The organism is Streptomyces sp. NPDC031265, from assembly GCF_055570295.1.
On sequence record NZ_JBVIHM010000023.1, the window covers coordinates 2,128 to 28,354 of the forward strand.

General features: G+C 72.9%; 20 protein-coding genes. 4 read left to right on the forward strand and 16 right to left on the reverse strand.

Going from position 1 to position 26,227, the window contains the following annotated elements:
- Positions 1 to 129 precede the first annotated feature (129 nt).
- The 12 genes from ACZ499_RS28805 to ACZ499_RS28860 all read right to left on the reverse strand — a co-directional run bounded on the left by ACZ499_RS28805 (position 130) and on the right by ACZ499_RS28860 (position 17,723).
- Complete coding sequence (locus tag ACZ499_RS28805) at positions 130 to 1,650, reverse strand: MFS transporter (RefSeq protein ID WP_468679210.1); 1,521 nt, start codon at positions 1,648 to 1,650, stop codon at positions 130 to 132.
- 410 nt (positions 1,651 to 2,060) lie between these two features.
- A complete protein-coding gene (locus tag ACZ499_RS28810) occupies positions 2,061 to 2,945 on the reverse strand; it encodes a sigma-70 family RNA polymerase sigma factor (protein ID WP_468679212.1) in 885 nt (294 codons plus the stop codon).
- Between the two features lie 160 nt (positions 2,946 to 3,105).
- Positions 3,106 to 3,564 carry a carboxymuconolactone decarboxylase family protein gene (locus tag ACZ499_RS28815; protein ID WP_468406335.1) on the reverse strand — a complete coding sequence of 153 codons (459 nt, stop codon included), beginning with the start codon at positions 3,562 to 3,564 and terminating at the stop codon, positions 3,106 to 3,108.
- Positions 3,565 to 3,616: 52 nt separating this feature from the next.
- Positions 3,617 to 4,327, reverse strand: coding sequence for an SDR family oxidoreductase (locus tag ACZ499_RS28820; protein WP_468679213.1), 711 nt, complete (start codon positions 4,325 to 4,327; stop codon positions 3,617 to 3,619).
- A gap of 57 nt (positions 4,328 to 4,384) precedes the next feature.
- Complete coding sequence (locus tag ACZ499_RS28825) at positions 4,385 to 5,578, reverse strand: acyltransferase family protein (protein WP_468679214.1); 1,194 nt, start codon at positions 5,576 to 5,578, stop codon at positions 4,385 to 4,387.
- Between the two features lie 224 nt (positions 5,579 to 5,802).
- Positions 5,803 to 8,790, reverse strand: coding sequence for an FxSxx-COOH system tetratricopeptide repeat protein (fxsT, locus tag ACZ499_RS28830; protein WP_468679215.1), 2,988 nt, complete (start codon positions 8,788 to 8,790; stop codon positions 5,803 to 5,805).
- A gap of 99 nt (positions 8,791 to 8,889) precedes the next feature.
- Positions 8,890 to 10,128, reverse strand: coding sequence for an FxsB family cyclophane-forming radical SAM/SPASM peptide maturase (locus ACZ499_RS28835; RefSeq protein ID WP_468406343.1), 1,239 nt, complete (start codon positions 10,126 to 10,128; stop codon positions 8,890 to 8,892).
- Positions 10,125 to 10,400: a hypothetical protein gene (locus tag ACZ499_RS28840; RefSeq protein WP_468679216.1), complete on the reverse strand. Its 276-nt coding sequence runs from the start codon at positions 10,398 to 10,400 to the stop codon at positions 10,125 to 10,127. The genes ACZ499_RS28835 and ACZ499_RS28840 overlap by 4 nt, the downstream gene beginning before the upstream one ends.
- Positions 10,397 to 13,867, reverse strand: coding sequence for an SAV_2336 N-terminal domain-related protein (locus ACZ499_RS28845; protein WP_468679217.1), 3,471 nt, complete (start codon positions 13,865 to 13,867; stop codon positions 10,397 to 10,399). The genes ACZ499_RS28840 and ACZ499_RS28845 overlap by 4 nt, the downstream gene beginning before the upstream one ends.
- Before the next feature lie 5 nt (positions 13,868 to 13,872).
- On the reverse strand, positions 13,873 to 14,874 hold the full coding sequence (locus ACZ499_RS28850; protein ID WP_468406349.1) for an AAA family ATPase: 1,002 nt from the start codon (positions 14,872 to 14,874) through the stop codon (positions 13,873 to 13,875).
- A gap of 487 nt (positions 14,875 to 15,361) precedes the next feature.
- Complete coding sequence (locus ACZ499_RS28855) at positions 15,362 to 17,335, reverse strand: VMAP-C domain-containing protein (protein ID WP_468679218.1); 1,974 nt, start codon at positions 17,333 to 17,335, stop codon at positions 15,362 to 15,364.
- On the reverse strand, positions 17,328 to 17,723 hold the full coding sequence (locus ACZ499_RS28860) for a CU044_2847 family protein (RefSeq protein WP_468679219.1): 396 nt from the start codon (positions 17,721 to 17,723) through the stop codon (positions 17,328 to 17,330). The genes ACZ499_RS28855 and ACZ499_RS28860 overlap by 8 nt, the downstream gene beginning before the upstream one ends.
- Positions 17,724 to 17,858: 135 nt before the next feature.
- Between ACZ499_RS28860 and ACZ499_RS28865 the strand changes: the two genes are divergently transcribed.
- Positions 17,859 to 18,041 carry a DUF6104 family protein gene (locus tag ACZ499_RS28865; protein WP_101390066.1) on the forward strand — a complete coding sequence of 61 codons (183 nt, stop codon included), beginning with the start codon at positions 17,859 to 17,861 and terminating at the stop codon, positions 18,039 to 18,041.
- 16 nt (positions 18,042 to 18,057) lie between these two features.
- Here the strand turns inward: ACZ499_RS28865 and ACZ499_RS28870 are convergent, their stop codons facing one another.
- Positions 18,058 to 18,882 carry a hypothetical protein gene (locus ACZ499_RS28870; RefSeq protein WP_468679220.1) on the reverse strand — a complete coding sequence of 275 codons (825 nt, stop codon included), beginning with the start codon at positions 18,880 to 18,882 and terminating at the stop codon, positions 18,058 to 18,060.
- A 151-nt stretch (positions 18,883 to 19,033) separates the two neighbouring features.
- On the opposite strand from ACZ499_RS28870, the gene ACZ499_RS28875 reads away from it, so the two are divergent.
- The 3 genes from ACZ499_RS28875 (at position 19,034) to ACZ499_RS28885 (ending at position 22,118) form a co-directional block, all read left to right on the forward strand.
- Positions 19,034 to 19,897: a DUF4097 family beta strand repeat-containing protein gene (locus ACZ499_RS28875; protein WP_468679221.1), complete on the forward strand. Its 864-nt coding sequence runs from the start codon at positions 19,034 to 19,036 to the stop codon at positions 19,895 to 19,897.
- 1 nt (position 19,898) lies between these two features.
- A complete protein-coding gene (locus tag ACZ499_RS28880) occupies positions 19,899 to 20,792 on the forward strand; it encodes a PadR family transcriptional regulator (protein ID WP_468679222.1) in 894 nt (297 codons plus the stop codon).
- 468 nt (positions 20,793 to 21,260) lie between these two features.
- A complete protein-coding gene (locus ACZ499_RS28885) occupies positions 21,261 to 22,118 on the forward strand; it encodes an MBL fold metallo-hydrolase (RefSeq protein WP_468679223.1) in 858 nt (285 codons plus the stop codon).
- A gap of 11 nt (positions 22,119 to 22,129) precedes the next feature.
- Here ACZ499_RS28885 and ACZ499_RS28890 read toward each other — a convergent pair whose 3' ends face one another.
- From ACZ499_RS28890 to ACZ499_RS28900, 3 genes are all read right to left on the reverse strand, one after another.
- A complete protein-coding gene (locus ACZ499_RS28890; RefSeq protein ID WP_468679224.1) occupies positions 22,130 to 23,515 on the reverse strand; it encodes a cellulase family glycosylhydrolase in 1,386 nt (461 codons plus the stop codon).
- 111 nt (positions 23,516 to 23,626) lie between these two features.
- Positions 23,627 to 24,592 (reverse strand): zinc-binding dehydrogenase, encoded by a 966-nt coding sequence (locus ACZ499_RS28895; protein WP_468679225.1) that lies wholly within the window; start codon positions 24,590 to 24,592, stop codon positions 23,627 to 23,629.
- Between the two features lie 88 nt (positions 24,593 to 24,680).
- The gene (locus tag ACZ499_RS28900) at positions 24,681 to 25,895 is read right to left on the reverse strand and encodes an NAD(P)-dependent malic enzyme (RefSeq protein ID WP_468406367.1); all 1,215 of its coding nucleotides are present in this window, start codon (positions 25,893 to 25,895) and stop codon (positions 24,681 to 24,683) included.
- Positions 25,896 to 26,227: the final 332 nt, after the last annotated feature.

The following is a 26,227-nucleotide window of genomic DNA, read 5'->3' on the forward strand; positions in this document are numbered from 1 at the left end:
CCAGATTCATCTCTTCTCGTTTCCTCCCCCTCCCCCCCCCCCCCCTTCCCCCCTCCCCCCCCCCCCCCCCCCCCCCCCCCCCCCCACGGCCTGCCCAGCCCTATGCGGCGAGCGGGCGGTTCACAGAGGTCACTTCTCGACGCCGGCGGCCTCGGGCGTGCCCGCGGCCTCCGCGTCGCCGACGCCGTGCGCGTGCGCCGAGCTCATCGACTGCGCGCCCTTCGGCATGAAGAACAGGGCGACCAGGAGAGCGCCGAAGCAGAGGATCGCGGCGGCGAGGAAGGCGTGGTGGTTGGCCGTCGCCTGGATGTCGTGGATCTTGGCGGGGTTGCCACCGGTCTTGGCGAGCTTGTCCTCCAGGCCGTTGTACGCGATGGTCGCGATCACGGCGAGGCCGAGGGCGCCACCGGCCTCCTGGCTGGTGTTGATGAGACCGGCGCCGACGCCCGCCTCCTCGTCCGAGATGCCGATGAACGCGGCGATCTGCAGGGTCACGAAGACCATGCCGCAGCCGAGGCCGAGCAGGATGAACGCGGGGAGCAGGTCGACCACGTACGAGCCGTCGGCAGGGGCGCGCCACAGGAGCAGCAGACCGCTGGTGGTGAGGGTCAGACCGACCGCGAGCACCGGGCGGGCCGCCACCTTGGAGACGATGCCGGAGGCGGCACCGGCGCCGAAGGCCACCGAGACGGCGAGCGGCACATAGGCGAAGCCGGCCTTCATCGGGGAGTAGCCGAACGCCTGCTGCATGAAGAGGCTGGCGAAGAAGAACAGCGCGCCGAACGTACCGAAGACGAGGATCGCGGAGATGTTGGCGACGCGCATCGTCTTGAGGCGGAAGATGCGCAGCGGCATCATCGGCGCCTCGACCTTGGTCTCGATGACGAGGAAGGCGATCAGCAGGACGGCGACGCCGATGAGGCTGCCGATCGTACGCGCGGTGCCCCAGCCGACGTTGATGGCCTCACCGAGCGTGAAGATGAGGAGCAGCAGACCGGCGGTGAGGGTCCCGGCGCCGGCGAAGTCGAAGCGCTGGCGCGGGGCGTCGGACTTCGACTCGGGGACGATCTTCGGCGCGAGCACGGCCAGCGCGATGCCGATCGGCACGTTGATCCAGAAGATCCACTCCCAGCCGGGGCCGTCGGCGAGGACACCGCCGAGGATCACACCGAGGATGGAGGCGATACCGGCGAGCGAACCCCACACACCGAGGGCCTTGTTGCGCTCCGGGCCCTCGGGGAAGGTGTTGGTCAGGATCGAGAGCGCCGCGGGGGCGATCATCGAGGCGCCGAGGCCCTGGAAGCCGCGGGAGGTGATCAGCATGGCGGCGTTCTGCGCCAGACCCGAGGTGAGCGAGGCGAGGGCGAAGACCAGGAATCCGCCCATCAGGAACTTGCGTCGACCGAAGGTGTCGGCGAGCCGTCCGCCGAGCAGCAGGAAGCCGCCGAGCACGGTCGAGTAGGCGGTGACGATGTAGTTCAGACTGACATCGGACATGTCGAGGCCGTCCTGGATGGACGGCAGGGCGAGGTTCACGATCGACACGTCGATGAAGACCATGAACTGGCCCAGGCACACAAACGCCAGGATCGCACCGGGCTTGAAACCAGCCCCGGGTCCCGACCGCGCGAGTGAGTCGGCGGCAGCCATTACGAGACTCCTAAACTATGCAGAATCGAGTAGGTGAGAGCGCCCCCGGCGATGCCGGGTGGCTGCCGGACACAACCGCGGTCGGTACGGAACGCCGCCCGAGAGTTCTGTTCCGGACGCGGGACGAACGTGTCAAAGGCTGCTCTCCATCGGGGGCTTGTCGAGCGGGCGCCCCCGAACGAGGGCGACGGACGCTCCACCGGCGCTGCCCCCCTCGGCTCACCGGCCCGGACTCGTCCGTCACAGATATGACGGATCCCGCACGGCGAATGTGACCGCTGGACGAAAAATAGTTTTAGAACGGCATCTGACCTGCGACGATGCGGCCTCACGCACGAGGGCCCGGCACCGCGGTCGCGGTCCCGGGCCCTCCCACCTGCGTATACGCCGATGAGCTCCAGCGGAGCGGCTCAGTCCTGGAACACCGCCAGATCGATGTCGCGCAGCCGCGTGGGGTCGGCGATCACATCGATCTCGACGATCACGGCGTCCGAGAACTTGAAGGCCATCACACGGAACTGCTGGCCGCCGCTGTTCGCCACGACGCCCGGTGCCCCGTTGACCAGCGCCGGCTGGGCCGCCTTGGTGAACTGGGCGAAGGTGAGGGCCTGCTTGGCCACGGCCGCCGCGCCGCGGATCACCGACAGCCTGCCCGGGCCCTCGGCGTTCACGTCGGTGCGCGCCACCACGTCGGGGTCGAGGACCGCGACCAGCGCCTCGAAGTCGCCACCCCGGGCCGCGGCCAGGAAGGCGTCGACGACCAGGCGCTGCCGGGTGAGATCGGGGTCCGGCACCGGCTCGGCGCCCTGGACGCGGCGGCGGGCCCGGCTGGCGAGCTGGCGGGCCGCGGTCGGGGTCCGGTCGACGATGGGGGCGATCTCGTCGAAGGGGACGGCGAACATGTCGTGCAGGACGAACGCGAGCCGTTCGGCGGGCTCCAGCGTCTCCAGGACCACGAGCAGCGCCAAGCCCACCGAGTCGGCGAGGAGCGCCTGGTGCTCGGGGTCGCCGGCGTCGTCCGGGCCGAGGGCGGGTTCGGTCACCTGGGCGTCCAGCGGGTCCTCGCGCCGGGCCCGGCGCGAGCGCAGCATGTCGAGGCAGACCCGGCCGACGATGGACGTCAGCCAGCCCACCAGGTTCTCGATGTCGTCGCTGTGGGACCGGCTCAGCCGGATCCAGGCCTCCTGGACGGCGTCGTCCGCCTCGCTCACGGAGCCGAGCATCCGATAGGCCACCGCCCGCAGATGACTCCGGTTCTCCTCGAACCGCTGCGCCAGCCACTCGCGCTCGTCCATCGGTCACATCCTTTTGGTTCGCGTTCCGTCAATCCTCTGACGAACCGACCCCGGCAAATGTGACAACGTCAGCCGCTGGTGGGCTCGTTCGCCGGTCCCACCGGCCGGCCAACTGTCGCACACCGCCGGGGACCCGGGTCCCCGGCGGTGTGCGACGCGGCTACCAGGCCTGGCCCGCCTGCTGCTTGGTGGAGGCGTTGAGGCGGTTGAACAGGTTGACCACGCCGATCTGGAGGACCAGGGCGGCCAGCTGCTGCTCGTCGTAGTGCTCGGCGGCCTCGTTCCACACGGCGTCCGGCACGGCGTCCTCGCGGTCCGCGAGCCGGGTGACGTGCTCGGCGAGCGCCAGCGCCGCGCGCTCGGCGTCGCTGTAGAACGGCGTCTCGCGCCAGGCGCCCACCGAGAAGATGCGCTCCTCGGAGACGCCCGCCTTCTGCGCGGCCTTGGCCGACGCGTCCAGGCACGGGCCGCAGCCGTTGATCTGGCTGACGCGCAGGTGGACCAGTTCGAGGGTGGCGTCCTCGACACCGGCCTTACGGATCGACTTGATCAGGCCGAGGATGGCCGTCATGGAGTCGGGCAGCACCTGCGCCGGGTTGTTCATCCGGGGAGTGGACATGGCTTCCTTCATCTTCCTTCAGCAGAACGGGCGTTGAGGGTAAGAAATATCGCTACCAGGGCAGTGTGCCCTGGTCCTGTACGAACGTGGCGGTGGGGCCGTCCGCGTCCAGGGTGGCGAGCTTCACGGCGATCGCCGCGCCCTGCTCGGCCGACTTGTAGCCTTCGCCCCCGGTGATGTCGGTGCGGCACCAGCCCGGGTCGACCGCGTTGACCTTGATCGGGGTGTCCCACAGCTCCTTGGCGTAGGACACCGTGACCATGTTGAGCGCGGTCTTGGAGGAGTTGTACGGCAGGTTGTTCACGTGCCAGATCGGGTGGTCCTGGTTCAGCACGTTGGTGAGCGAGCCCATCTCGCTGGACTGGTTGACGATCCGGCCCGCCGGCGACTTGCGCAGCAGTGGCAGGAACGCGTTGGTCACCGCGACCACGCCGAACACATTGGTCTCGTAGAGCGAGCGCATGGCCTCCAGCGAGGTGGTGCTGGGTCGGCCGTCCTCGTGCGAGACCGTGATGCCGGCGTTGTTGACCAGGATGTCGAGCTTGCCGTAAGCGAGGTCGATATAGGTGGCGGCCTTCTTGATGCTGACCGGGTCGGTGACGTCGATCTGCACGAAGGGCTGGCCTATCTTGTCGGCGGCGGCCTTGCCCAGCTCCTCGTCGCGCGCGCCGACGATCGCGGTGATACCCAGCTCACCGAGCTGACGGGCGATCTCGAATCCGATTCCCTTGTTTGCGCCTGTGATGAGAGCGATGGTCTTCATGGGGGGATCCTCACAGTCGAATCTTGAACTGCACTCGAATTCAGGTGGGTCGGGCGATCAGCCGAGCACGGCCCGGGGGCGCCGGGGCTTCGACCAGCCGCGGGTGATGGGCCGCTCCACGAGGACGTAAAGCAACCACGAACCCATCACACTGATCAGGAAGAAGACGACGAGCAGACCCACCGTCTCGCCCGTCGAATAGAAGTCGTGGCCGAGCCACTTACGCCCGTAGGCGAGAACGATGTAGTGCAACAGGTAGAAGGCGAAGGATATTTCGCCCAGCCAGACCATCGTTCGATTGCGGAAAATGGTGAACCTGCTCTCCGCATCGGCGGTCGCGGCGGCCGCGATGAGGAAGACGATCGGAATGATGGTCACGGCGCGCTGCGAATACAGGAACGGCACATGGGAGCAGAGCACATAGCTCCCGCCGAGCAGGAGTCCCGACCACAGGAGGCCGATGTTCCGCCAGCGGCCGTTCATGACCGCGTGCGCCACCAGCATCCCGAGGGCGAAGTCGAGCACCCGTACCGGCGGGAAGTAGTAGGCGAACCAGTACTGCGTCACGGTCGCGTGGGCGCCGGTCTCCGCGCCCCCCGGGAAATACGGCTTGTCGGGGAAGACGGCATAGGTGATCAGCGGTGTCGCGATCACACCGGCGACGAGCGCGGAGACCCAGTACTTCAGCCGCTCCGGCCGGACTCGACGGAAGAGCGCGTCCAGGAACGGGAAGCACGCGTAGAAGAGGGCCTCGCAGCCGAGCGACCAGCTGGGCGTGTTGACGCTGGAGAAGATGTCCCAGGTGGGTACCCAGGTGTGCAGCATCAGCAGGTTGAGGACCGCGGTGCGCGTCGGGGTGTAGGCCGAGGCGAAGAGAATCATCGCCAGGCCCCAGCTGATCACGTAATTCGGGTAGATCTTGGCGAATCGGCGCCGCCAGAAGGCGCGGTGGGTGTCGTTCTCGCGCGCGGACCAGCTCAGTACGAAACCGCTGAGGACGAAGAAGAAGGTGACACCGAGCGCGCCGGCGTTCCGGGTGACGCTGAACCAGTCCATCGCGTCGCCGTTGTCCTTCATCAGCCGCATACCGGGAAATGGCAGACCGGTGTGGTTGAGGAAGACGAGGAGTGCGGCCGGGAAACGCAATCCGGTGAGTGAGGGAAGTCGGCTGGTCGCAGGGCGCAGCCACCCGTCCCGCGTCGATACATCACGCAGGACGCGAGTGGAGTTCGCGATATCGCCCTGTGCCATGAGCTTCCCCCCTTGTTGGGCATGACTGTGCCGCCGTAAAGAGGATCTTCGGGGTCCGTTACGCCTTCAAGGCGCACCGGTTCAGGATTGTGTACGACTGCGTCCGGGGACCAACGGAACCCTGCGTCCATGTCCAGGAGTTGTCAGATCCAGGACAGGGGAACGTCAGAAGAACATCAGAGAAGTGTCAAATCCAGCCGTACGTGGCTTTGCTCACAGTCGCCTCACACCGGCATCGGCTCGAAGTCCCAGAACGGCCGCGCCCCGCTCCTCATGTACGCGGTCTGGCGGTGGCTCTCGCCGAGGGCGATGGTCAGGGTCGTCACCGCGTCCCGGAGCAGCTCGGCGGCCTGGGCCCGGCGGCCGAGTGCCCGCAGGTCCTGGGCCAGGCCCGCCTGGAGGTTGACCGAGAGGACGTGTGTCTGGCCGACCGAGGTGACCGCCCGCACCAGCGCGGAGCGGCCGAGCTCGGCCGCGCCCGGCAGATCGCCGTCGGCCGCCCGGGCCGAGGCGGTGTTCATGGCACTCCCCAGCGTCCAGGGGTGGACGTGGCCGAGGACCCGGGTGAAGGCCCTGAGGTTGCGCTCGGAGAGGTCGCGGGCGGCGCGGTGCTCGCCCGTCTCACGCAGCACCAGGGCCACGTTGTCGTACGCGCCGATCGTGTACGGGTGTTCCGCGCCGAGCAGCTCCTCGTATCCGGCGGCCGCCTCGGAAGCCAGCTCGTGCGCCTCCTCGTGGCGGCCCAGCTCCCGGAGCAGCATGGCGTAGTCGCAGGTGTACGCGGTCGCCTCGGTGCGCTGCAGCATCGCCTCGCGGGCCTCGTGCAGCAGCCCCCTGGCCCGCTCGGGCTCGCCGTCGCGGCGCAGGCACAGCGCCAGGTTGTGCTGGGCCATCAGGGTCTGCGGATGGTCGGCGCCCAGCACCTGCCGGTGCAGGCGGTGGTTGTACTCCTGGATGGTCAGCGCCTCCCCGTACCGCCCCATCAGCCGGAGCATCTGGGCGGTGAAGGAGCCGCACTGGAGGGTGAGGTGGTCCTTGCCGCCCAGGACGGAGATGCACTCCTCCAGGACCTCCTCGTGGCGCGAGAGCGACTTGGCGTAGTGGCCCTGGAGCGCCAGGGTGACCGCCAGGTTGTGGCGGATCGCGAGGAGCCGGGGCACCTTCCAGTCCCCGAGCAGGGCCGCGGTCTCCCCCGCCGCCTCCTCGAACAGGACGCGCGCCTCGGCGTACTTGCCGAGCACCATCAGCGTGCCGCCCAGGCCGTTCTTGGCGCGGACCACCTCGATGCCGCCGCGGCCCTCGGCCATCAGCCGGCGCAGGGTGCCGCGGCCCAGCTCCTCGGCGCGTCCGTACTCGCCCAACTGGCGCAGGTTGTGGGCGAGTTGGTGGGTGGCGACCAGGACGAGGCCGTCGGTGGGGCCCGACAGGGGCCGCCAGGACTCCACGGCGAGGCCGCTGAGCCGGCGCCCCTCGCGGAACTCTCCGCGCACCCGCAGGTACTCGATGCAGTTGAGGACGAGGCGGCGCACGTCCGGGTCGGTGGAGGTGAGCGCGCCGGACGGCTCCAGGTGCGGGATGAGCTCGGCGTAGCGCGGCCAGTTGTGCGAACCCGACGGGTCGCGCGGATCGGCGGCGACCAGCACCCGGCAGGCGGTGGCGGTGGCCCGCTCGTGCTCCTGCTCGGGCAGGCTGGCGCGCACGAAGCGGTGCAGCAGCCGGTGGATGCGCAGGGAGCCGACGGTACGGGTGCCGAGCCGGCCGGGGTCGTCGTACTCCAGCGGTGTCGAGGTCACCCGGGAGAGCGTGCGCAGCGCCGAGTTCCAGCTGCTGGGGTCGGTGACCAGGGCGGTGAGGTGCGGCGGCAGATCGCTGACCCGGGCGTTCTGGAGGAGTCGCAGCGGCACGGCGTCCGGCGAGAAGTGGGCGAGGAGCTTCAGCAGCTCCCAGGCCTCGGCGGAGGTCTCGTGCAGGCTGTTGAGCGTCTTGGACCAGGCGGCCTGGAAGCTCGCCGGGTACTCGCGGGACGGCATGGTGGAGACGGTGTGCGGGTCGCCCTGGCTGATGCTCCGCACATAGTCGGCGACGGAGGCGGCCGGGTTGTTGGCGATCCAGGTGGCGGTCTGGTCGAGCAGCAGCGGCAGGTCCTGGACGGCCTCGGCGAGCCGGTCCGCATCGTGCTCGCCGAGCCGCTCGGCGCGGCGCCGGGCGAAGGCGACGCTCTCCTCGCGGTCGAACGGCGGCAGCTGGACCAGCTGGGCACTCAGGCCGGGCCACTCGGGCGAGTTGGCGGTGACCAGGACGTGCCCGGGGCCCTCCGGGATCAGCTCGCCCACCGTCTCCGGGCTCTCCGCGCCGTCGAAGACGACCAGCCAGCGCCGGCCGGTCGTCTCCAGGGCGCCGCGCACGGCCGTGATGACCTCGCCCAGCCGGCTGCCCTGGGGGAGGCCCAGAGCCGGGGCGAGCGCCGCGAACCCCTCGCGGGCGCCGGCCTTGGCGGAGGCGCCGACCCACCAGACGATGTCGTACTCGCCCGCGAACCGGTGCACGTACTCCATCGCGGCCTGCGTCTTGCCGACGCCGCTCAGACCGTGCACCACCACCCGGCCGCCCTCCTCGCCGGAGGCGGCCAGGATGTCGTGGACCCGCTCGAAGGCGTCCTCGCGGCCGGTGAACTGGCGGTTGCGGCGTGGTGCGTTCCAGATCCCGGGGCGGTCGTCGGGAAAGCGGATGGGGCGTTCCAGGACGACCCCGCCGGGGCGCCCCTGCGACCCGGCGCACTCCAGGACCCGGCGGCGCGCCTCGTCGGGGCCGACCCCGCGCAGCCCGACGGGGCGCAGGGTGGCCGCGGCGGGCGGCAGCGGTTTGGCGGTGACGCTGACGGCGGCGACGCGGTCGCGGTGCTGCGGCAGCGTGTCGCGCAGCAGCCGGGCCCAGCCCTGGTACTTCTCCGAGTCGAAGCGCAGATACCAGTCGTCCAGGACCACCAGGATGTGCCCGGGCGGCTCCAGCAGATCGGCGAGCGCCGAGTCGGCGGGCTTGAGGTGCAGCGGGTCCCACCTTATGAGGACGGCGGGGTGGCCCGCCCGCTCCAGCTGCTGCCCGATCCAGTCGGCCCAGGCCTGGCTCTGCCCGGCGAAGAGCACGGTGACGCGGGGGGACTCCTCAGCGGACTCGGGCAGCGTGGGCTCCACGGCGCCCTCGTGGTCGGACATGCGGCGGACTCCCTCGGCTCGGGCCGGAAGCTGCTGGATGTGCGCACGGCTTTCCATTGTGCGTCACAAACAAGACTGGCAGTGAAGAGGAGTTGGGTGTCACGGGCGGCCCCGCGGCAGCCCGTCGGCGTCCGCCAGCCGGGCCGCGATGTGGCGGATGAGCCGCTCCAGGTCGGCGCAGTACACGCTGGGGTGGAGGAATCCGCTGTACGGAGCGTAACGGTGCGCGTAGTTGCCGCCCCCGCACACCTCCCGCACCGGGCACTCCACGCAGTCCCGCGACAGGCCCGCCGCCCCCAACTGGCGGGCGGCCACGCCGGGATGGCGCAGGGCCCGGTCGAAGGAGTGGCGGAAGACGTCGAGCCCGGTCGCGGAGGCGCCCTCGTACGCCGAGCGCAGCGCGCCCGTCTGCTCGATCGCGCCGTCCGTGTCCACCACGACGGCCACCATCGGGGAGAGCCCCACGGACTCGACCGAGCTCGGCACGCCGAGGAGCAGCGCCACGATCTCCTGGAAGAGCCGCACCCCGGTCCACATCCGGTCGGCGTCCCACCACAGGTCGAAGACCCGCACCAGCCAGTCCCCGTACGGGGTGGGGCGCGCGCGCCGCCCCGGCACCGGGGCCGGGGCGATCCCGGGCGGCGGCGCGGCCCAGCTGCCGTGCGGCAGGAGCAGGTCGATGCCGGGCGGGCCGAGCGCGAGCAGCGAGCGGTAGACGTCCTCGGGGTCGGCGGCGAGGTCGACCGTGCACAGGATGCCCGCGTACGCGGCGGGGCGCCGGGCGAGCAGCCGCGCGGCCGCGGCGACGGCGGGCCAGGAGGAGCGGCCCCGGCGGTCGGTGCGGCGGGTGTTGAGCCGGGCAGCGCCCCCGTCCAGGCTGAGCCCGACGCGGACGCGGGCGGCGGCGAGCCGGTCGAGGGTGCGCGGGGTCAACAGGGTGCCGTTGGTCTGCACGGTCGCGGTGACCTCGCAGCCGCCGGGCACCACGCCCCGGACCGCCTCGCGCACCGCGCGCCGCACCTCGGCCGCGTACGCCACGACGGGACCGGCCCCGCCAAGGAGCGGCTCGCCGCCGTGCAGGTCGATGCGGAGCGCGGTGAGCCGGTGGGCGGCGGCGTGCTCGGCGATGCGCCGGGCGGTGCGGCGCACGGTCGCCTCCGGGACCCGGGCCGGGCGATCGCGCCAGCTCGCGTCCTGGCCGCGGTAGATGTAGCAGTAGTCGCAGGCGAGGTTGCACCGGCTGTGCACCTTCAGGACGAACTGCCGCAGCGGTACGGGCCGCACGGCGTCCGGGGCGAGTTCGCGGTGCGGCCAGCGGGGCTCCTCGGCGGTGGTCACGGCACGTCCTCGTGGCTCGCGTCGCCGGGACGGGCCGACGGTGTGTCCGCGAAGTACGCCCCCGCCGCATCCGTCGGCGCCGCCGCGGGCGCGTCGCTGAAGTACGCCCCGGCGCGCCCGTCGGCCGCGGGCCGGTGACACAGGTCCGCGAGCACCGCGGCCAGTACGGGGTGGGCGCATTCCTGCGGGGAACGGGCCGTCAGGGGGCGCAGGTCCGGTAATGCCGCGGAGTCCGGCAGCGCCCTCCCCCCGTCGGTCACGGTCGCCGTCACGACGCTCCCAGCTCGCCGTCGAGCCGGTCGGTCTCCGCCCGGCTCAGGGCCTCCGCCTCGGCGTCCGGCTGTCCCGCCGCCGCCGCGGCCGAAAGGATACGCAGTACCTCAAGGTGCTCCTCCCGTGCCCGTGCCGGGCCCGCCGTCCGTTCGAGCAGCAGCGCCCTCAGCTGGCGCGCCCCGGCCTCCGTCAGCGGCTCCCCGGCCGCCCTGCTCTCCTCCGCGGCCCGCAGCGCGTGGTCGGCCGCCTCGCCGAGCCGGGACGGCGAGCCGGTGCGCTCCGAAAGCAGCCGCAGCACCTCGGCGCGCAGCAGCCAGATCCGGGCGAGGACCGTGCTGCGGTCGGTGGCCCGGGCGGCCGCGCCGAGTATCCAGTGGGCCTCGTGCAGATCGGAGAGGACCTCCTCGGCGTGGAAGCGCCGTACGTGCGCGGCGCCCAGCAGATAGCGCCGGCGGGCGAGTTCGGGGTCGGACTCGGAGGTCTCGTCGAGCGCCCGGCGCAGCGCGCGCACCGCGCCCCGGGCGTCGTCGACGGACTCCTTGGCCCGGGCCCGCGCGGTGAGCGCGTCGCCGAGCTCGGTGAAGGCGGCGGCCCGGCGCGGGTCGTCGGGACCCATCAGCTCCAGGGCCTCCGACCATGCCACCACCGCCGAGTCGAGGTGGGTGCGGCTGCGGGTCGACTCGTACCGCTCGCGCAGCACCTTCGCCATCCGCAGCAGGCACACGGCCTGGGCCTCGCGGTCGGGTCCCGCGTAGCGGCGGGCCTGGTCGAGGGCCTGCAGCACGGTAAGCCGGGTGGAGTCGTCGGTCTCGGCCCGGGAGAGCTCCACGGCGTCGGCGACGTCGAGCCAGGCCCGGCTGACCTCGTCGTCGCTCAGCGCGCCCGGCGCGGGCGTCTCGAACCCGGCGTACAGGTCCCTGGCGGCGCGCTCGGCGTACGCGCGGGCGGTGAGCAGCGCCTCCTCGCCGGGCCCGGCCGCCGCGTGGCGGGCGAGGGCGAGCAGCAGCGCGCCGCGCAGCAGCAGGACGTCGGCGGTGCGGTCCTCCTTCAGGAGCGCGTCGGCCACCTGGACCGCGGTGTCCAGACAGCCGCCCGCCCACTTCGGCTCCAGCTCGGCGAGCCGCCGCAGCACCCGGACCCGGGCCAGCGAGGCGGCCCGCCAGTCGGCGCGCTGGGTGGCGGAGGCCGGGGGGATCCCGCCGATCAGCGCGAGGCTGCTGTGGGCGCGGTTGAGGAGGTGGACGGCGACCTGGCGGGTGGTGCGCACCTCGGCGGCGCGAGCCCGGCCGGGTATGCCGTGGAGCCAGTTGGAAGCGCCCCCCGACGCGCTGAAGAGGGCCTCTCCGGGCTCGACCCCGGCCGGCCCGGCATAGCCGGGCTCCCGCGCCGCCCCCGTCAGCGCCCTCAGCCACCACGCCTCGTCCGCGCCCGCCCGGCCCGACTCCGCCTCGTCCGCCATCGCCTCCAGGATCCGGGCGAGGGTCAGATGGGCCCGGCGCTCGTGCGGCAGCGCGTTCTCCACGGCGGACAGGGCCTCGCCCAGGTCCTCGCCGAGGCGGCGCAGCTCCCAGCGCAGCAGCAGCGCCTGCGCCAACTCTCCGTACAGATAGGCCCGTTCAGAGACCTGCCGCTCGCCCCGGACGGCGGCGCTGAGCAGCTGGACGCCCATGTCGAGGTCGCGGACCGTGCCGTACGAGCGGAACCGGTCGAGGCAGTCGCGGGCCCGGCCGGACAGCTCGCGCGGTCCCGCGCCGTCGGCGCCGCCCGGCTGGACGAACTGGTCGGGCCGGCCGAAGCGTCGCAGCACCTGCGCCGAGACCCGGGCGAAGATCCGCAGCCGGGAGTCGTCGGACGGCCCGGCGGGCGCGCTGCCCCCGGGGTCGACCGACCCGGCCAGGACGGCCGCGGCGAGCGCGGGAAAGTTGCGTACGGTCCGTCCGTAGCGCCGCTCCACGTACTCCGAGCAGTGCTTGAGGACGAGGATCGCGCTCCCGGCGCCGAGGTGTTCGAGCAGTTCCTCGCGGACCCCGTCCAGGAAGACGTAGCCGGGGAGCCCGCCGCCGCTCTCCTCGTCGCAGACCCGCAGCAGCCCGCTGAGCAGCACCTCGGCCAGCACCTCGGGCCCGCTGTCGACCAGCATCGCCCGCTGGACCAGCTGCATCACGGGCAGCACCAGCGGCGCCGCGGACAGACAGGCGGCGAGCTGGGCCGCGTCGGGCGAGGCGGTGGCGCGGAACGCGGCGACCCGCTCGGCGGGCGCGAGCGCCTGCTCGGCACGGGCGCTTCCGGCGGCCGGGCCGTGGTCGGCGCGGACCCGGCCGACCGCCGCCTCCATGGTCTGCTCGGTGGAGCCGCTCACCAGCCGCGCCCAGGCGCCGAACGAGGACTGGCGCAGGGCGAGCACCGGCACCGGTATCCCCCGGGCGTCGCGCCCCCGCTCCGGCCTGCGCGGCCGGAACTCCAGGCGCCCGGCCGGGCCTTCGCGGCGCCGCAGCACCCCTTGCCGGGTGGGCAGATGGGTGGAGCGCCACATCCGCTGCGGCAGCGGCTGGACCACGGCGAGCGGGGCGGTCCGCGCCCAGCCGAAGAGCAGCCGGTGCAGCTGCCCGCTGCGCCACATGGGGCCCGCGCAGTCGCTGAGCAGCAGGGTCAGCCGGCGTCCGGCCGGGTCCCAGAACTGGGACGGGTCGGCGAGGTGCCCGCCTGCGGCGACGCCGGCGCCGACGCGCGGCCGGCCGTCCGCGCCCTCGTGCAGATAGTGCAGCTGCACCTCGCGGAAGGCCCCGGCCCGCTCGCAGACCTGGCGCAGCTCGTCGAGGGTCTGCTCCCACACCACGGTCGAGGAGGACACGTCCATCAGCAGGGCGAGCCTGGCCTGGCGGCGGCGGTCGGGCCGCAGCACCGGCAGGATCAGACCGGTGTCGGCGGCCCGGTCGGCGGTGGCCTGCTCGTCGAGGCGGCGGGCGGCGGTGCGGGCGGGCGGGCGGTAGTACTGGAGGGGACGCAACGCCCTTTGCAGGGCGAGGGGTTCGGGCAGGGTCGCGGCGGCGGGCGCGGCCACCCGCACCCCGCCGGAGCCGCCGGGTGTGCTCCCTGCGCCGTCGCCCTGGCCGGTTCCGGTGCCGGTGCCGGGCCCAGGGGTGAACAGATCGGCCTGGCCCTCGTACGTACGGACCACGGGCCCGCCGGGGACGCCCTGTTCGCGCACGCGCTCCGCGGGGGCGGGGCCCGCGCCGTCGACGGGGTCCGGCGGCTTGACGCCGGGGCCGCCGGTGACGGGCCGCACCGCGTCCGGGACCTGCGGCCGGGGCCGGGCGAGCGGCCCGGCGAAGCCCGCCAGCCACAGCGCGTCCGCCAGCTCCTGGGCGGTCGGCTGGATCTCCGCCTCCCGGAGGCGCGCCACCAGTGCCGTGAGGGTGGAGCTCACGGCGCTCTCGGCGGGGCGCGGGTCCCGGGCGGCGGTCATCGGGGTCACCGCTGCCTGGTGTCCAGCGGCCGCAGCAGCAGCTCGGCTATCTCCTCGCGCCGCTCCGGCCCCTCCTCGCTCACCTGCTGGGTGAGGAAGATGGCGTTCAGGAGCTGGTCGGTGGGGCGCAGTTCGCCGTCGCCGTCGTCGCGGGTGAAGCGGCTGAGCAGATCGACGTTGCGCTCGTCGGCGCCGGGCCCGAAGTGGGCCTGGACGAAGGCCGCGAGGCGCTCCTCGCGCGGCGGCTCCAGGTGCAGATGGATACAGCGGCGCAGCAGCGGCGCCGGGAAGTCGCGCTCTCCGTTGCTGGTCAGGACGGTGATGGGGAAGGCCTGGCAGCTGATCTTGCCGTTCGGCACCGCGACCCGGTGGCCGTCGTCGGTGAGGACCTCGACCACGTCGCGGCCCGGCCGGTCGGCGATCCGCTCCAGCTCGGGGAGCGGGAACTCGCCCTCCTCCAGCACGTTCAGCAGGTCGTTGGGCAGGTCGATGTCGCTCTTGTCGAGCTCGTCGATGAGCAGCACGCGCGGCCGCGTGGCGGGCAGCAGCGCGGTACCGAGCGGGCCGAGCCGGATGTAGCGGCCGATGTCGTCGGCCTGGCCGTCGGCGAGCTGAGCGTCGTGCAGCCGCCCGATGGCGTCGTACGTGTAGAGCCCGTCCTTGAGCTCGGTGCGGCTGATGATGGGCCACTGCAGGACCCGGCCGAGGCCGAGTTCGTACGCGATGGAGTGCGCCAGCGTCGACTTGCCGGAACCCGGCTCGCCGGTGATCAGCAGCGGGCGGCGCAGATACAGCGCGGCGTTGATCAGTTGGAGGGTCTCGGCGTCGTGCGCGGACAGCTCGGAGACGCGGTCGCCGAGCCTGCGCTTGGACGCGATGTCGATGTCCGGCACCGTGTACGGGCGCGGCTCGCCGCCGAAGGTGCGCCAGCGGGGCGGCGGGGGCAGTGCACGGATCCGCTCCGGATCGGGTGCCCCGAAGCCTCGGTAGATCAGCCAGTCGTCCATCGCTCGCTCCTCGTCGACGGTCGGCGGGGCACCACTTCCTGACCACGTGTCGTTGCGTCACGTGTCGTTGCGAGTCGAGGTCCAGTCGGAAGGTACCCACTCCCGGGCCGCCGAAATGCGTTTTCCGGACAGGACCTGGGCGAGCGGACGCACGGGAGGTCACAGCAGCGCTTGTCCGGGCGCACGGCGGCGCACGGAGTGCCCGCGCGGGGCGTGGCTGGGGCCTGTCCGGCGGATCTGGTCGCCTGCGAGGTGCCTGCGCCTTTCGGTCCTGGTGAGCGGGGTCCTGGTGCGTCCAGCCGCAAGGCGGAGGAGGGCGTCGACGCGGTGGGGGTCCCCCCTGCTCGAACGAAGTCGAGAGCTTGGGGGAGTCGGCAACCCACGACAACGCCCCTGGGTCCCCGCCCCTGGCCCTTGAGGCCTTGGGGGAGGGCGCGCCAGGACCCCGCGTCCCAGACAGGATCCGCCGGACAGGCCCTGGTCCGGGTCACGGCGCGTCCAGCCGCTGGAGGTCCGGCAGCGGCCGTCCCGGGTCGTCGTAGAGCATCGCCACACCTTCCGCCCAGTGCTGGGCATCCTTGGAATCGCTGATCTCCTCCCTGATACGGCGCAGCCGGTCGGGGAGTTCAGTGGGGTCCTTCGCCTGCCCGAGCAGATCGGCCGCCCCGGCGCGCAGCGCCGCGCAGAGGTCCTGGCAGCCCTGTTCGGGGTGGCCGTCGGTGTGCCACAGCGCCACTCCGTGGCCGGCGTCCAGGGCCATCCGCATGGCCGCGCCGCCCACCCCGCGCCCGGCGGGCCGGCACAGCACGGGCACCGCGCCCGGCTCCAGCTCGGTGAAGTGGCGCAGCCGGGGCGCCTTGCCCGGGAGCGGCGCCGGCACGGCGGCGAGCTCCTCGGCGGCCATCAGGCCGTCCCAGCGCTCGCGCCACTCGGGGTCCGCCTCGCCGCGCCGGTCGAGGTCGCGCAGCACCACACGGCGCTGCACGCCGAGGTAGGGCGGCCGGTAGAGGCGCCCGATCTCGGTGAGCTGCCAGCGGTGCACGGCGGTGTCGAACTGGTCGGCGGGCAGGGCGACTTCCAGGGGCGCGGGGCAGTCGTCGGTGTCGACGCTCTGGAAGGCGGTGACCAGCGGTCGGCGCAGCCGCCGGATCAGCTCGCCGGGGGCCACCCCGTCGCCGCTGCACTCCTCGGCCACCGGTCTGGAGCCCTCCCGGTCGCCGTCGTGCACCCGGATGCGCCAGTAGAACCGGTCGGGCGCGTCGGAGAGCGGCTCCAGCTCGACCGTGACGACGGCGCCGCCGCGCTCGACGGTGGGATAGGGCAGTACGGCCAGGATCTCCTCGGGCGCGCCGGGCCCGAGCACCGGCAGCAGCCCCTCGGGCAGCCGTGCCTCGGTGACCACGGTGTGCACCACCGGCGGGACCCCGCGCAGCCGCTCGCTCACCCAGGCGTCCAGCCGCGCCGGGTCGCCGCCGCGCCCGCGCTCGTACTCCACGACGAGCTTGAGGTAGTGCAGGAAGGCGATGGCGGGCATCGGCCGGTGCGCCTCGTAGAGCAGGCCGTGGCCGTCGCGCCAGGTGCGCGGGTCGGGCAGGCTGCCCGGCGGCGCGATCCCGCCGCGCGCCTTGCGCGCCAGCTTCGCGACCGGCGGCACCCCGCCGGGCCCGGGGACGGCGGCGAGCAGGTTCAGGGCGGCCCGCCGGTCGTACGGGCTCCACTGCTCGGGGGTGTGGTGCAGCCCGGCGGCGGGTAACTTCTGCTGCCGGTCGACCCAGGTGTTGTAGCCGCTGAGTCTGGGCTCGCCGCCGTGCCACCGGTCGTGCTCGGCGAGCACGGTCCGGTAGAGGTCGCCGAACCTGCGCAGCGCCGGCAGCGCGATGGCCCGGCCGCCGTCGCGCTCGACCCGGCGGGACTTCATCACGGCGACCACGGCGCCGGTCTGCGGATCGAGCACCGGCCCGCCGGAGACCCCTTTGGGGAACTCGGCCTCGCTGAACCTGAGCCCGTAACTCCCGTCGTACGTACGGATGTTGATGGTGCTGTGCCAGCCCAGTGGGCGCCCCTCGGGCCGGAAGCCGTAGACCACCGCGCCGCTCGCGCCGGGCGGCTCGGCGCAGTCGCTGAGCCAGACGCACTCGTGCTCCACGTCGTCGTCGAGGAGCCGGACGAGCGCCAGGTCCTGTTCGACGGGCACGTCGTCGCCGCGCAGGTCGTCGTCGACCAGCCACGCCGCGAGCCGGGCGGGCAGCGGGTCGCCGCCGAGCCGGTCGCTGCCGACGTGGAAGACCTGCTCCCGGTCCCGGCCCAGATGCGGCCGCAGGACGTGCGCGCAGGTCAGCAGCCAGCCGGGGGCGACGAAGAAGCCGCTGCCCCACATCGTGCCGCCACCGGCCGGGAGCAGGTGGACGGTGGCCGAGCGCGCCAGGTCGTCGATGAAGGGATCGTGGGCGTGCTCAGGCATCGGGCGAGCCGCCGGGGGCCGGGAACACGAGCGGCGGGTTCGGCGGCGGCGGCACCGTGGGTGCGGGCCGGTCCTCCAGCCGCCAGACCAGCGTGACCTGGATGGACGTCTTGGCCTCCCCGTCGGCGAGGACGGCGACGGCCGCCCCGGCCTTGGCGGACAGCTCGATGCCGAAGCTGACGCTCGCCTCGTCGGGCCGTACGGCGGCGGCCGCGTCGAGCACGGACCGCCCCACCCCGGCGATCAGCTCGCCGAGCCGCTCCACCTTGGCGACGGCGTTCTCGATCACCCCGACGTCGTCGTCGTCCGCCGCGTACCCCCCGGCGGTGGACACCCGGGCGAGCACCACGGCCCCACCCGGCAGCTCGATCTCCCGTACGTGCGCCATGGGCCGCCCCCCAACCAGTCGCATGTTCCCCTGACTTGAGATGACGAGGGTAATCGGCCGAACGGTTGCACGGGACCCCTTCACAGCGCCGGATACCCTGGAGGGGAACATCCCGGAGCACCACAGGAGCACGTTGTGTACTTCACCGACCGCGGCATCGAGGAGCTGGCGAAGCGGCGCGGCGAGGAGGAGGTCACCTTCGAGTGGCTTGCCGACCAGCTGCGCACGTTCGTCGACCTGAACCCCGACTTCGAGGTCCCGGTCGAACGCCTCGCCACGTGGCTGGCCCGCCTGGACGACGAGGACGAGGACGAGTAGGGGCTGAGCAGCGCGGTCAGGCCTGCCCGCGCACCCGGTCGTACGCCAGCCCCAGCGCCCCGTTCGCGAGCAGGACCACGCCCGCGACCGTCCACCCCCCGTTGCGGCGGGCCAGGCCCCAGGCGGTCAGCGGCAGCCCCGCCGCCAGCTGGGCCGCGCCGAGGATCCGGGCGCGGGGTCCGACCAGCCACGGCCCCAGCGCTCCGCCCTCGACCACGTCGAGCTCCGCGCGGACCGCGTCCCGCCAGCCCGACCACTCCACCGCCTCCGCGCCGGTCGCCGCCGCGACCGACCGCAGCCGGTCGGCGGGCTCGCCCGGGGAGAGCCCGGCGGGCAGCTCGACGCCCGCGCGGGCGAGCACGGCGGTGAGCCCGAGCAGCCGGGCCCGCGCGTCGGCCGCCGGGTCGGGCCGGGTGAGCCGGTCGAGCTCCTCCAGGTCGAGCACGGGGTCGAGGCCGAGCCTGGCCGCGAACGTACGCATCGCCTCGTCCTCCCCCGCCGCCGTCCCGTCGGCCAGCCACACATAGCCGACCGTGCGGCGGAAGCCGGCGGCCAGGGTGCACCCGGCCCGGCCCTCGTCCCACCACAGCGCGACCACGGGCCAGCTCGCGCCGACGGCGAGCGCGGCCGCCCATCCGGCGAGCACCTGGTCGACCGGGTCTGCGCCGTCCAGCCACGGCTTGGCCTCCGGGACCAGGACGCTCCAGCCGTCCCCGGCCGGGGCGAGCAGCATCCGCTCGCGCAGCAGATGCGCGGCCGGACGGACCGCCGCGGGCTCGGCGCGGCAGAGGAGCAGGGCTCCGGGGGCGGGAGCGGGGGTGGCGCCCGAGACGCTGGACATGATCCATACGCTAGGGCAATTCCCTACTTCCCACCCACTAATGGCCTTTTTTTACCCCACTCCCCTGCTTGACTTCCCCCATCCGCGATATATCGTGTCTATCAAGAAGACGCGATATGTTGCGTATGACCCGCCCAGGGAGGGCAGAGCCATGGCCGAGTCGACGTGGACCGTTTCGGAGCCGCGCACACTCACCTTCGACGCTCTGGTGACCGCGCTCAACGTGCGGATCGTCAAGGGAACGGTGAACGTCGTGGGGACCGAGGAGGGTTCCGCGCGCCTGGAGGTGTCCGCCCTCGACGGACCGCCGCTGATCGTCACCCAGGAGGGCCCGACGCTCACCGTCGCCTACGAGGACCTGCCCTGGAAGGGCTTCCTCAAGTGGTTCGACCGCAAGGGCTGGCGGCGCAGCGCGGTCGTCTCGCTCACGGTGCCGTCCGGGTGCGGGGTCGAGGTGGGCGTGGTGGGCGCAGCCGCCGTCGTCTCCGGGATCCGGGGGCGTACGGACGTACGGGGCGTCACCGGCGACACCACGCTCGTGGGCCTGTCCGGCTCGGTCCGCGCGGACACCGTCTCCGGGAACGTGGAGGCCCAGGCCGTCACCGGCGACCTCCGCTTCCAGTCGGTCTCCGGCGATCTGACGGTGATCGAGGGCGCGGCCACCTCCGTACGGGCGGAGTCGGTCAGCGGCGACATGGTGCTCGACCTGGACCCGTCGGGGAAGCCCGCCGACGTCAAGCTGACCACGGTGTCCGGAGAGATCGCCATCCGCCTGGAGCACCCGGCCGCGGACGCCAGGGTCGAGGCGAACACCACCAGCGGCGCGGTCTCCAACGCCTTCGACGACCTGCGGGTCAGCGGGCAGTGGGGTGCGAAGAGGATCGCCGGGACGCTCGGGGCGGGCACCGGCACGCTGCGGGCGACCACGGTCTCGGGCTCGATCGCCCTGCTGCGCCGCCCCGAGCCGCACGACACGGCGGACCCGGCCGCCACCACGACCGAGAAGGTGCTCTGACATGCCCCCCGTCTTCGCCCACGGCCGTCTGCGCCTCTACCTCCTCAAGCTGCTCGACGAGGCCCCGCGCCACGGGTACGAGGTGATCCGCCTCCTGGAGGAGCGCTTCCAGGGCCTGTATGCGCCGAGCGCCGGCACGGTCTACCCCCGCCTGGCCAAGCTGGAGGCGGAGGGCCTGGTCACCCACACCACCGAGGGCGGCCGCAAGGTGTACTCGATCACCGACGCGGGCCGCGCCGAACTCGCGGGCCGCAGTGGCGAGCTGGCCGACCTGGAGCTGGAGATCCGCGAGTCGGTCTCCGAGCTCGCCGCCGAGATCCGCGCGGACGTACGGGGCGCGGCGGGCGACCTGCGCGACGACGTGCGCCGCCAGGCGCGCGAGGCGCGAGCCGGGAACGCCGGGGAGGGCGAGTCCTGGCAGCAGGCCAAGGAGGAGTTCAAGCGCGCCAAGCAGGAGTGGAAGGAGCAGGCGCGCCGCGCCAAGGACGAGTCGCGCCGGGCCCGCGAGGACGCCCAGCAGGCCCGCCGCCAGGCGAAGGAGGCCCAGGACACCGCGCGCGAGCAGATGCAGCGGGTGGCGGAGCAGGTGCAGGACCGCTTCGCCCGGGGCGACTGGCCGACGGGCGTACGGGAGGGCCTGGCCGAGATCACCAAGGAACTCGGCCGTTTCACGCGCCCCCCGGTGAAGGAGCCCGCACCCCCCACCTGGGCCGACGACCCGGCCACCGGCAACCCGGCCCGGGACCTGGACCGCCTCCTGGACCGCTTCCGCGACGACATCCGCGACGCGGCCCGCGACCACGGCGTGACGGAGACCCAACTCCGTGAAACGCGCCGCCACTTGTCGACTGCGGCGGCCCACATCGGGGCGATCCTGCGGAGCGGGACGGGCTGAGCCGCTGTCGGCGGCTCCGCCCCCGAACCCCGTTTTCGCCTGCGGACCGGCGGGGGCTGGTCGCGCCCACGCGGCGGAGCCGCACAGTGTCACAGCCCCGCGCCCCTTTTCGGCCCGGGGTTTGTCTGCGGGTTGTCTGTGGCTGGCCGCGCAGTTCCCCGCGCCCCTAAAGGCACCTCCAGCCCCTGCGGCGTGCAAGGCGCGGGCCCGGCCCAAATCCAGCCCCTCCGGGGTGCAAGGAGCGGGGTCCGGGCGCATCCAGCCCCTCCGGCGTGCAGGGAGCGGGGCCCGGGCAAAATCAGCCCCTCCGGCGTTTGAGGAGCGGGGTCCGGGGCGGAGCCCCGAAGCGGGGTGCAGGGGCCGCAGGCCCCGCAACGGGGGCCGGGGGCGCAGCCCCCGGGAAACCCGCCTCAACCACCCACCCACGGAGGGTTAAGGGAACGGGCGGGGTGGGGGCAGACTGGACCGGTGATCGACTTCCTCGGCACCGCCCCCGCCCCCACCCTCCCCGCCCACTGGCACGCGGGCTGGCCCTCCCCCAAGCACGACCCCGCCCCCGAGATCCAGATCCACCGCTACACCGAACACACCGTCCTGCTGCGGCAGAACAAGTCCGTCCACTTCGAGGCGCCCTTCCTCTTCCTCCTCTTCGGCAATGAGCGCGCCCTCCTGCTGGACACCGGCGCCAGCGCCGACCCCGCCCACTTCCCGCTACGGGCCACCGTCGACGCCCTGATCGACGACTGGCTGACCCGCCACCCCCGCCCCGGGTACGAGCTGCTCGTCGCCCACACCCACGGCCACGGCGACCACATCGCCGCCGACGCGCAGTTCGCGGACCGCCCCCGCACCACCGTCGTGCCGCCCGGACTCGACGACGTGGTCGGCCACTTCGGGTTCACCGACTGGCCGCACCAGGCCGTCGAGCTCGACCTCGGCGGCCGCGTGCTCGACCTGGTCCCCGGCCCCGGCCACCACCCCGCCGCCGTCGTCTTCTACGACCGGCACACCCGGACCCTGCTGACCGGCGACTCGCTGTACCCGGGGCGGCTGTACGTGGACGACGCCGCCGCGTACGCCGAGACCGCCGACCGGCTCCTCGGCTTCTGCGCCACCCGGCCCGTCGCCCATGTCCTGGGCTGCCACATCGAGATGACCACCACCCCGGACGAGGACTACCCCCGGGGTACCACCCACCAGCCGGACGAGCCGCCCCTGGAGCTCACCGCCGCGCACCTGGACACCCTGCGCCGCGCGCTCGCCGAGACCGACGGCCGCCCGGGCTCCCACCCGTACGGGGACTTCATCCTCGTGCACCGGGGCTGAGGGCACGGGCGTCAGGCGCGGGGCGCGACCGTCACGGTGACCGTCGCCCCCGCCACCGCCCGCACGTCCAGGCCCCGGACCGACCCCGGCCCGGCGACCCGGATCCGCCACCCCCGCAACCCCGTCGGCACCGACAGCTCCGTCGTGCCGTGCCCCGCCACGTACACCAGGCGGTACGTCCGCGTCGACGGGTCGTACGTCTCCGAGCGCACCCGCCCCGCGACCGCCCGCGCGTACGGCGTCGCGGTCAGTGCCTTGTTGGGCCGCAGCGCACCCCCCGCGTCGGCCGCGCAGTAGCCGCCCCCGTAGCACCACACATAGCCCGCCCACCCGGAGGTGTAGCGCGCCAGTGAGGCGAGCGCGTCGGTGTAGAAGCGGCCCATGTGCGGGAGTTCGCTGTTGAGCGGGCCCCACTCGCCCACCACCACGGGCACCCCGTACTTCTTCGGATAGGCCGTCACCGCGGACTCGTACGACTCGATCCACCCCGCCGACGGGTCGTAGTCCGCGCCCGCCTCCATGGCGGTGTTGTAGAAGTGCGGCGCGTACACCGCCTTGGGGTCCTTGATCCTGCCCAGGCCCGTCGGCACGCCCTCCCCCACCGCGGGGGTGGGCTCCACGAAGACCCAGTGCCGCCGGTCCGCCGAACGCACCGCCCGCGCCAGGCGGTTGTACATCGGGGTGAGCTGCTCGGCCTCGATCCGGCGCGCCGCCGTCGCCGGGTCCTCGCCCGCCCGGAACTCGCCCATCGGCTCGTTGATCAGGTCGTAGCCGAGGACCGCCGGGTGGTGCGCGAACCGCCGCGCCAGCACCTGCCACATCGAAGCCTGCGCCCGCCGCAGGTCCTCGTCCCCGTACAGATGCGTGAACGCCCGCTGCACGGCGGGCTCGTAGTACTCGGAGAACCAGTCGTCCGGGTGCGGGGTGAACGGCAGCCCGTCCGTCCGCGTCGCCCACTCGGGAATGCCCCGGTGCCCGAACGCCGGGCCGAAGACGTCCTGGTGGGCGTCGATCAGCACCCGGATGCCATAGCGGTGCGCCCAGCCCAGGATCCGTTCGATCTTGCGGAGGTACGCCTGGCTGTACTGGCCCCGCACCGGCTCCAGGTCGTCCCAGAAGACCAGCAGCCGGGCGAGGCCGAAGCCGTTCGCCCGCAGGTCGCGGAAGGTCCGCTCGGTGATCGCGGAGAGCGCCTGATCGCCCCGGTGGTTCTTGTCCTCCACGTTCCAGCCCCGGAGCGTGAGCGTGCGCCCCTGTTCGTCGGTGAGCCGGGGGACGACGCCCCCCTCCCGGGCGTGGGCGGCGGGCGCGACCGCACCGCCCGCCGCCAGAACCGCACAACACCCAAGCAGCGCAAGGAACTTGTTCGTACGCCAGGTACGCGAGCGAGTACGCATGGGACACCCTCCGGCACGTCGTCGAATGGGGGTACCTCCCTGGCCCTCCAGGCCTTGGGGGAGTGCCGGAGATCAGATCAGCGTCGAGTGCGCCTCATCAAGGGGTCGGCATCAGGACGTCGTCAGCACGATCTTCCCGAAGACGTCGCCCGACTCGATCTTCTCGAACCCCTCGCGGGCCCGCTCCAGCGGCAGCACCTCGTCGATGACCGGCCGTACCCCCGTCGCCGCGCAGAACGCCAGCAGGTCCTCCAGCTCGTCCTTGGTGCCCATGGTCGAGCCGACCACCTTCAGCTCCAGGAAGAAGATCCGGGTGAGCTCGGCGTGCACGGGCCGGTCGCCGCTGGTGGCGCCCGAGATGACCAGCGTGCCGCCGGGCTTGAGCGACTTGACCGAGTGCGACCAGGTGGCCGCGCCGACCGTCTCGATCACCGCGTCGACCCGCTGCGGCAGCCGCGCGCCCGGCTCGTACGCCTCCAGGGCGCCCAGCTCGACCGCCCGCTTCCGCTTGGCCTCGTCTCGGCTGGTGGCGAAGACCCGCAGCCCGGCCGCCCTGCCCAGCACGATGGCCGCGGTCGCGACCCCGCCACCCGCGCCCTGCACGAGGACGGAGTCGCCGGGCCGCACGCCCGCGTTGGTGAAGAGCATCCGGTACGCGGTGAGCCAGGCGGTCGGCAGACAGGCGGCCTCGGCGAAGCTGAGCTCCTTGGGCTTGGGCAGCACGTTCCAGGTCGGCACGGCGACCTGCTCGGCGAAGGTGCCCTGGTACTTCTCGGTGAGGATGGAGCGGCCCTCGCCCGGGCCCACCCCGTGGCCCGTCTGGCCGATCACGGAGTGCAGGACGACCTCGTTGCCGTCCTGGTCGACCCCGGCCGCGTCGCAGCCCAGGATCATCGGCAGTTTGTCCTCGCCGAGGCCGACCCCGCGCAGCGACCACAGGTCGTGGTGGTTGAGCGAGGCCGCCCGGACGTCGATGAGGGACCAGCCCGGGCGTACCTCGGGGGCGGGCCGTTCCCCCAACTCCAGACCGGAGAGCGGCTGGTCACGGTCGATGCGTGCGGCATAGGCGGCGAACATGGCCCTGACCCTAGAACGCGTACGGGACGCGGCGGAACCTCATCGAGGTGTGAGCCGCGTCCCGTACGGAACGTCCTGACCGCAGGCGTTACCGGCGCGCCACGCCCTCGGCGCGCGCGGCCGCCGCCACCGCGGCCGTGACGGCGGGGGCGACCCGCTCGTCGAACGGCGACGGGATGACGTAGTCCGCGGCGAGGTCGTCGCCGACGACGTCGGCCAGCGCGTTCGCCGCGGCGATCTTCATGCCCTCGGTGATCCGGGAGGCCCGGACCTGGAGGGCGCCCGCGAAGATGCCCGGGAACGCCAGCACGTTGTTGATCTGGTTCGGGTAGTCCGAACGACCCGTGGCGACCACCGCCGCGTACTTGTGCGCGATGTCCGGGTGGACCTCCGGGTTCGGGTTGGCCATGGCGAACACGAACGCGCCGGGCGCCATCGAGGCCACCGCGGGCTCCGGGACCGTACCGCCGGAGACGCCGATGAAGACGTCCGCGCCGGCCAGGGCGGTCTCCAGGGAGCCGGAGAGGCCCGCCTTGTTGGTGATCGCCGCGAGCTCGCGCTTCACGTCGGTCAGGTCCTGGCGGTCCCGGCTGACGATGCCCTTGCGGTCGGCGACCGCCACATCGCCCAGGCCCGCCTCCAGGAGGAACTTGGCGATGGCCACGCCGGCCGCGCCCGCGCCGGAGATCACGGCCCGCAGGTCGCCGAGCGTGCGCCCGGTGAGCTTCGCCGCGTTGCGCAGCGCCGCGAGGGTGACCACGGCGGTGCCGTGCTGGTCGTCGTGGAAGACCGGAATGTCCAGGGCCTCCTGCAGACGCCGCTCGATCTCGAAGCAGCGCGGCGCGGAGATGTCTTCCAGGTTCACTCCGCCGAAGGACGGCGCCAGGCGCACCACGGTCTCGATGATCTCGTCCGTGTCGGTGGTCGCGAGCGCGATGGGCACCGCGTCGACCCCGCCGAACTGCTTGAAGAGGATGGCCTTGCCCTCCATCACGGGAAGGGACGCCTCCGGGCCGATGTCACCCAGCCCGAGCACGGCCGTACCGTCCGTGACCACGGCGACGACCTGGGACTTCCAGGTGTAGTCGTGGACCAGGTCGGGGTTCTCCGCGATCGCGGTGCACACCTTCGCCACACCCGGCGTGTAGGCCAGGGACAGGTCGTCCCGGTCCCGGATGGGCACGGTGGCCTGCACGGCCATCTTGCCGCCCCGGTGCAGGGCGAAGGCCGGATCGAAGGGCTCCTCCGAGGAGGCTCCGTCGGTACTGCTGTCGCTGCGAGGATTGACGATCTCCGCTGCCATTTTGATTTGACCCCTTAAGTCTTCATCAGTTGAGGGTGGCCACTCCTTGTTGAGGAGGGGTGGGTGGGCACCACGCACGTTCCCCGCGAAGAGCGGTTGGCCCGCCCCGCGAGGAGGAGGTACGTACGCGCGGGCGCGCCGCACAACGCGCCCTGAGCCCCGGATGAGGGGTGTAAGGATCCTTCTTACCGGACGGAGGCGTCCGCCGAGTAGTCCATTTCGACTGCGGAACGCCGTGGTGACACGACTCATAGCGGCATGTCGGGACAAGCGAGCTATGCGGCGTGAAACGCGTCCGCAACCCGAGACGGACCGCAGATTTTCCGGCCGGC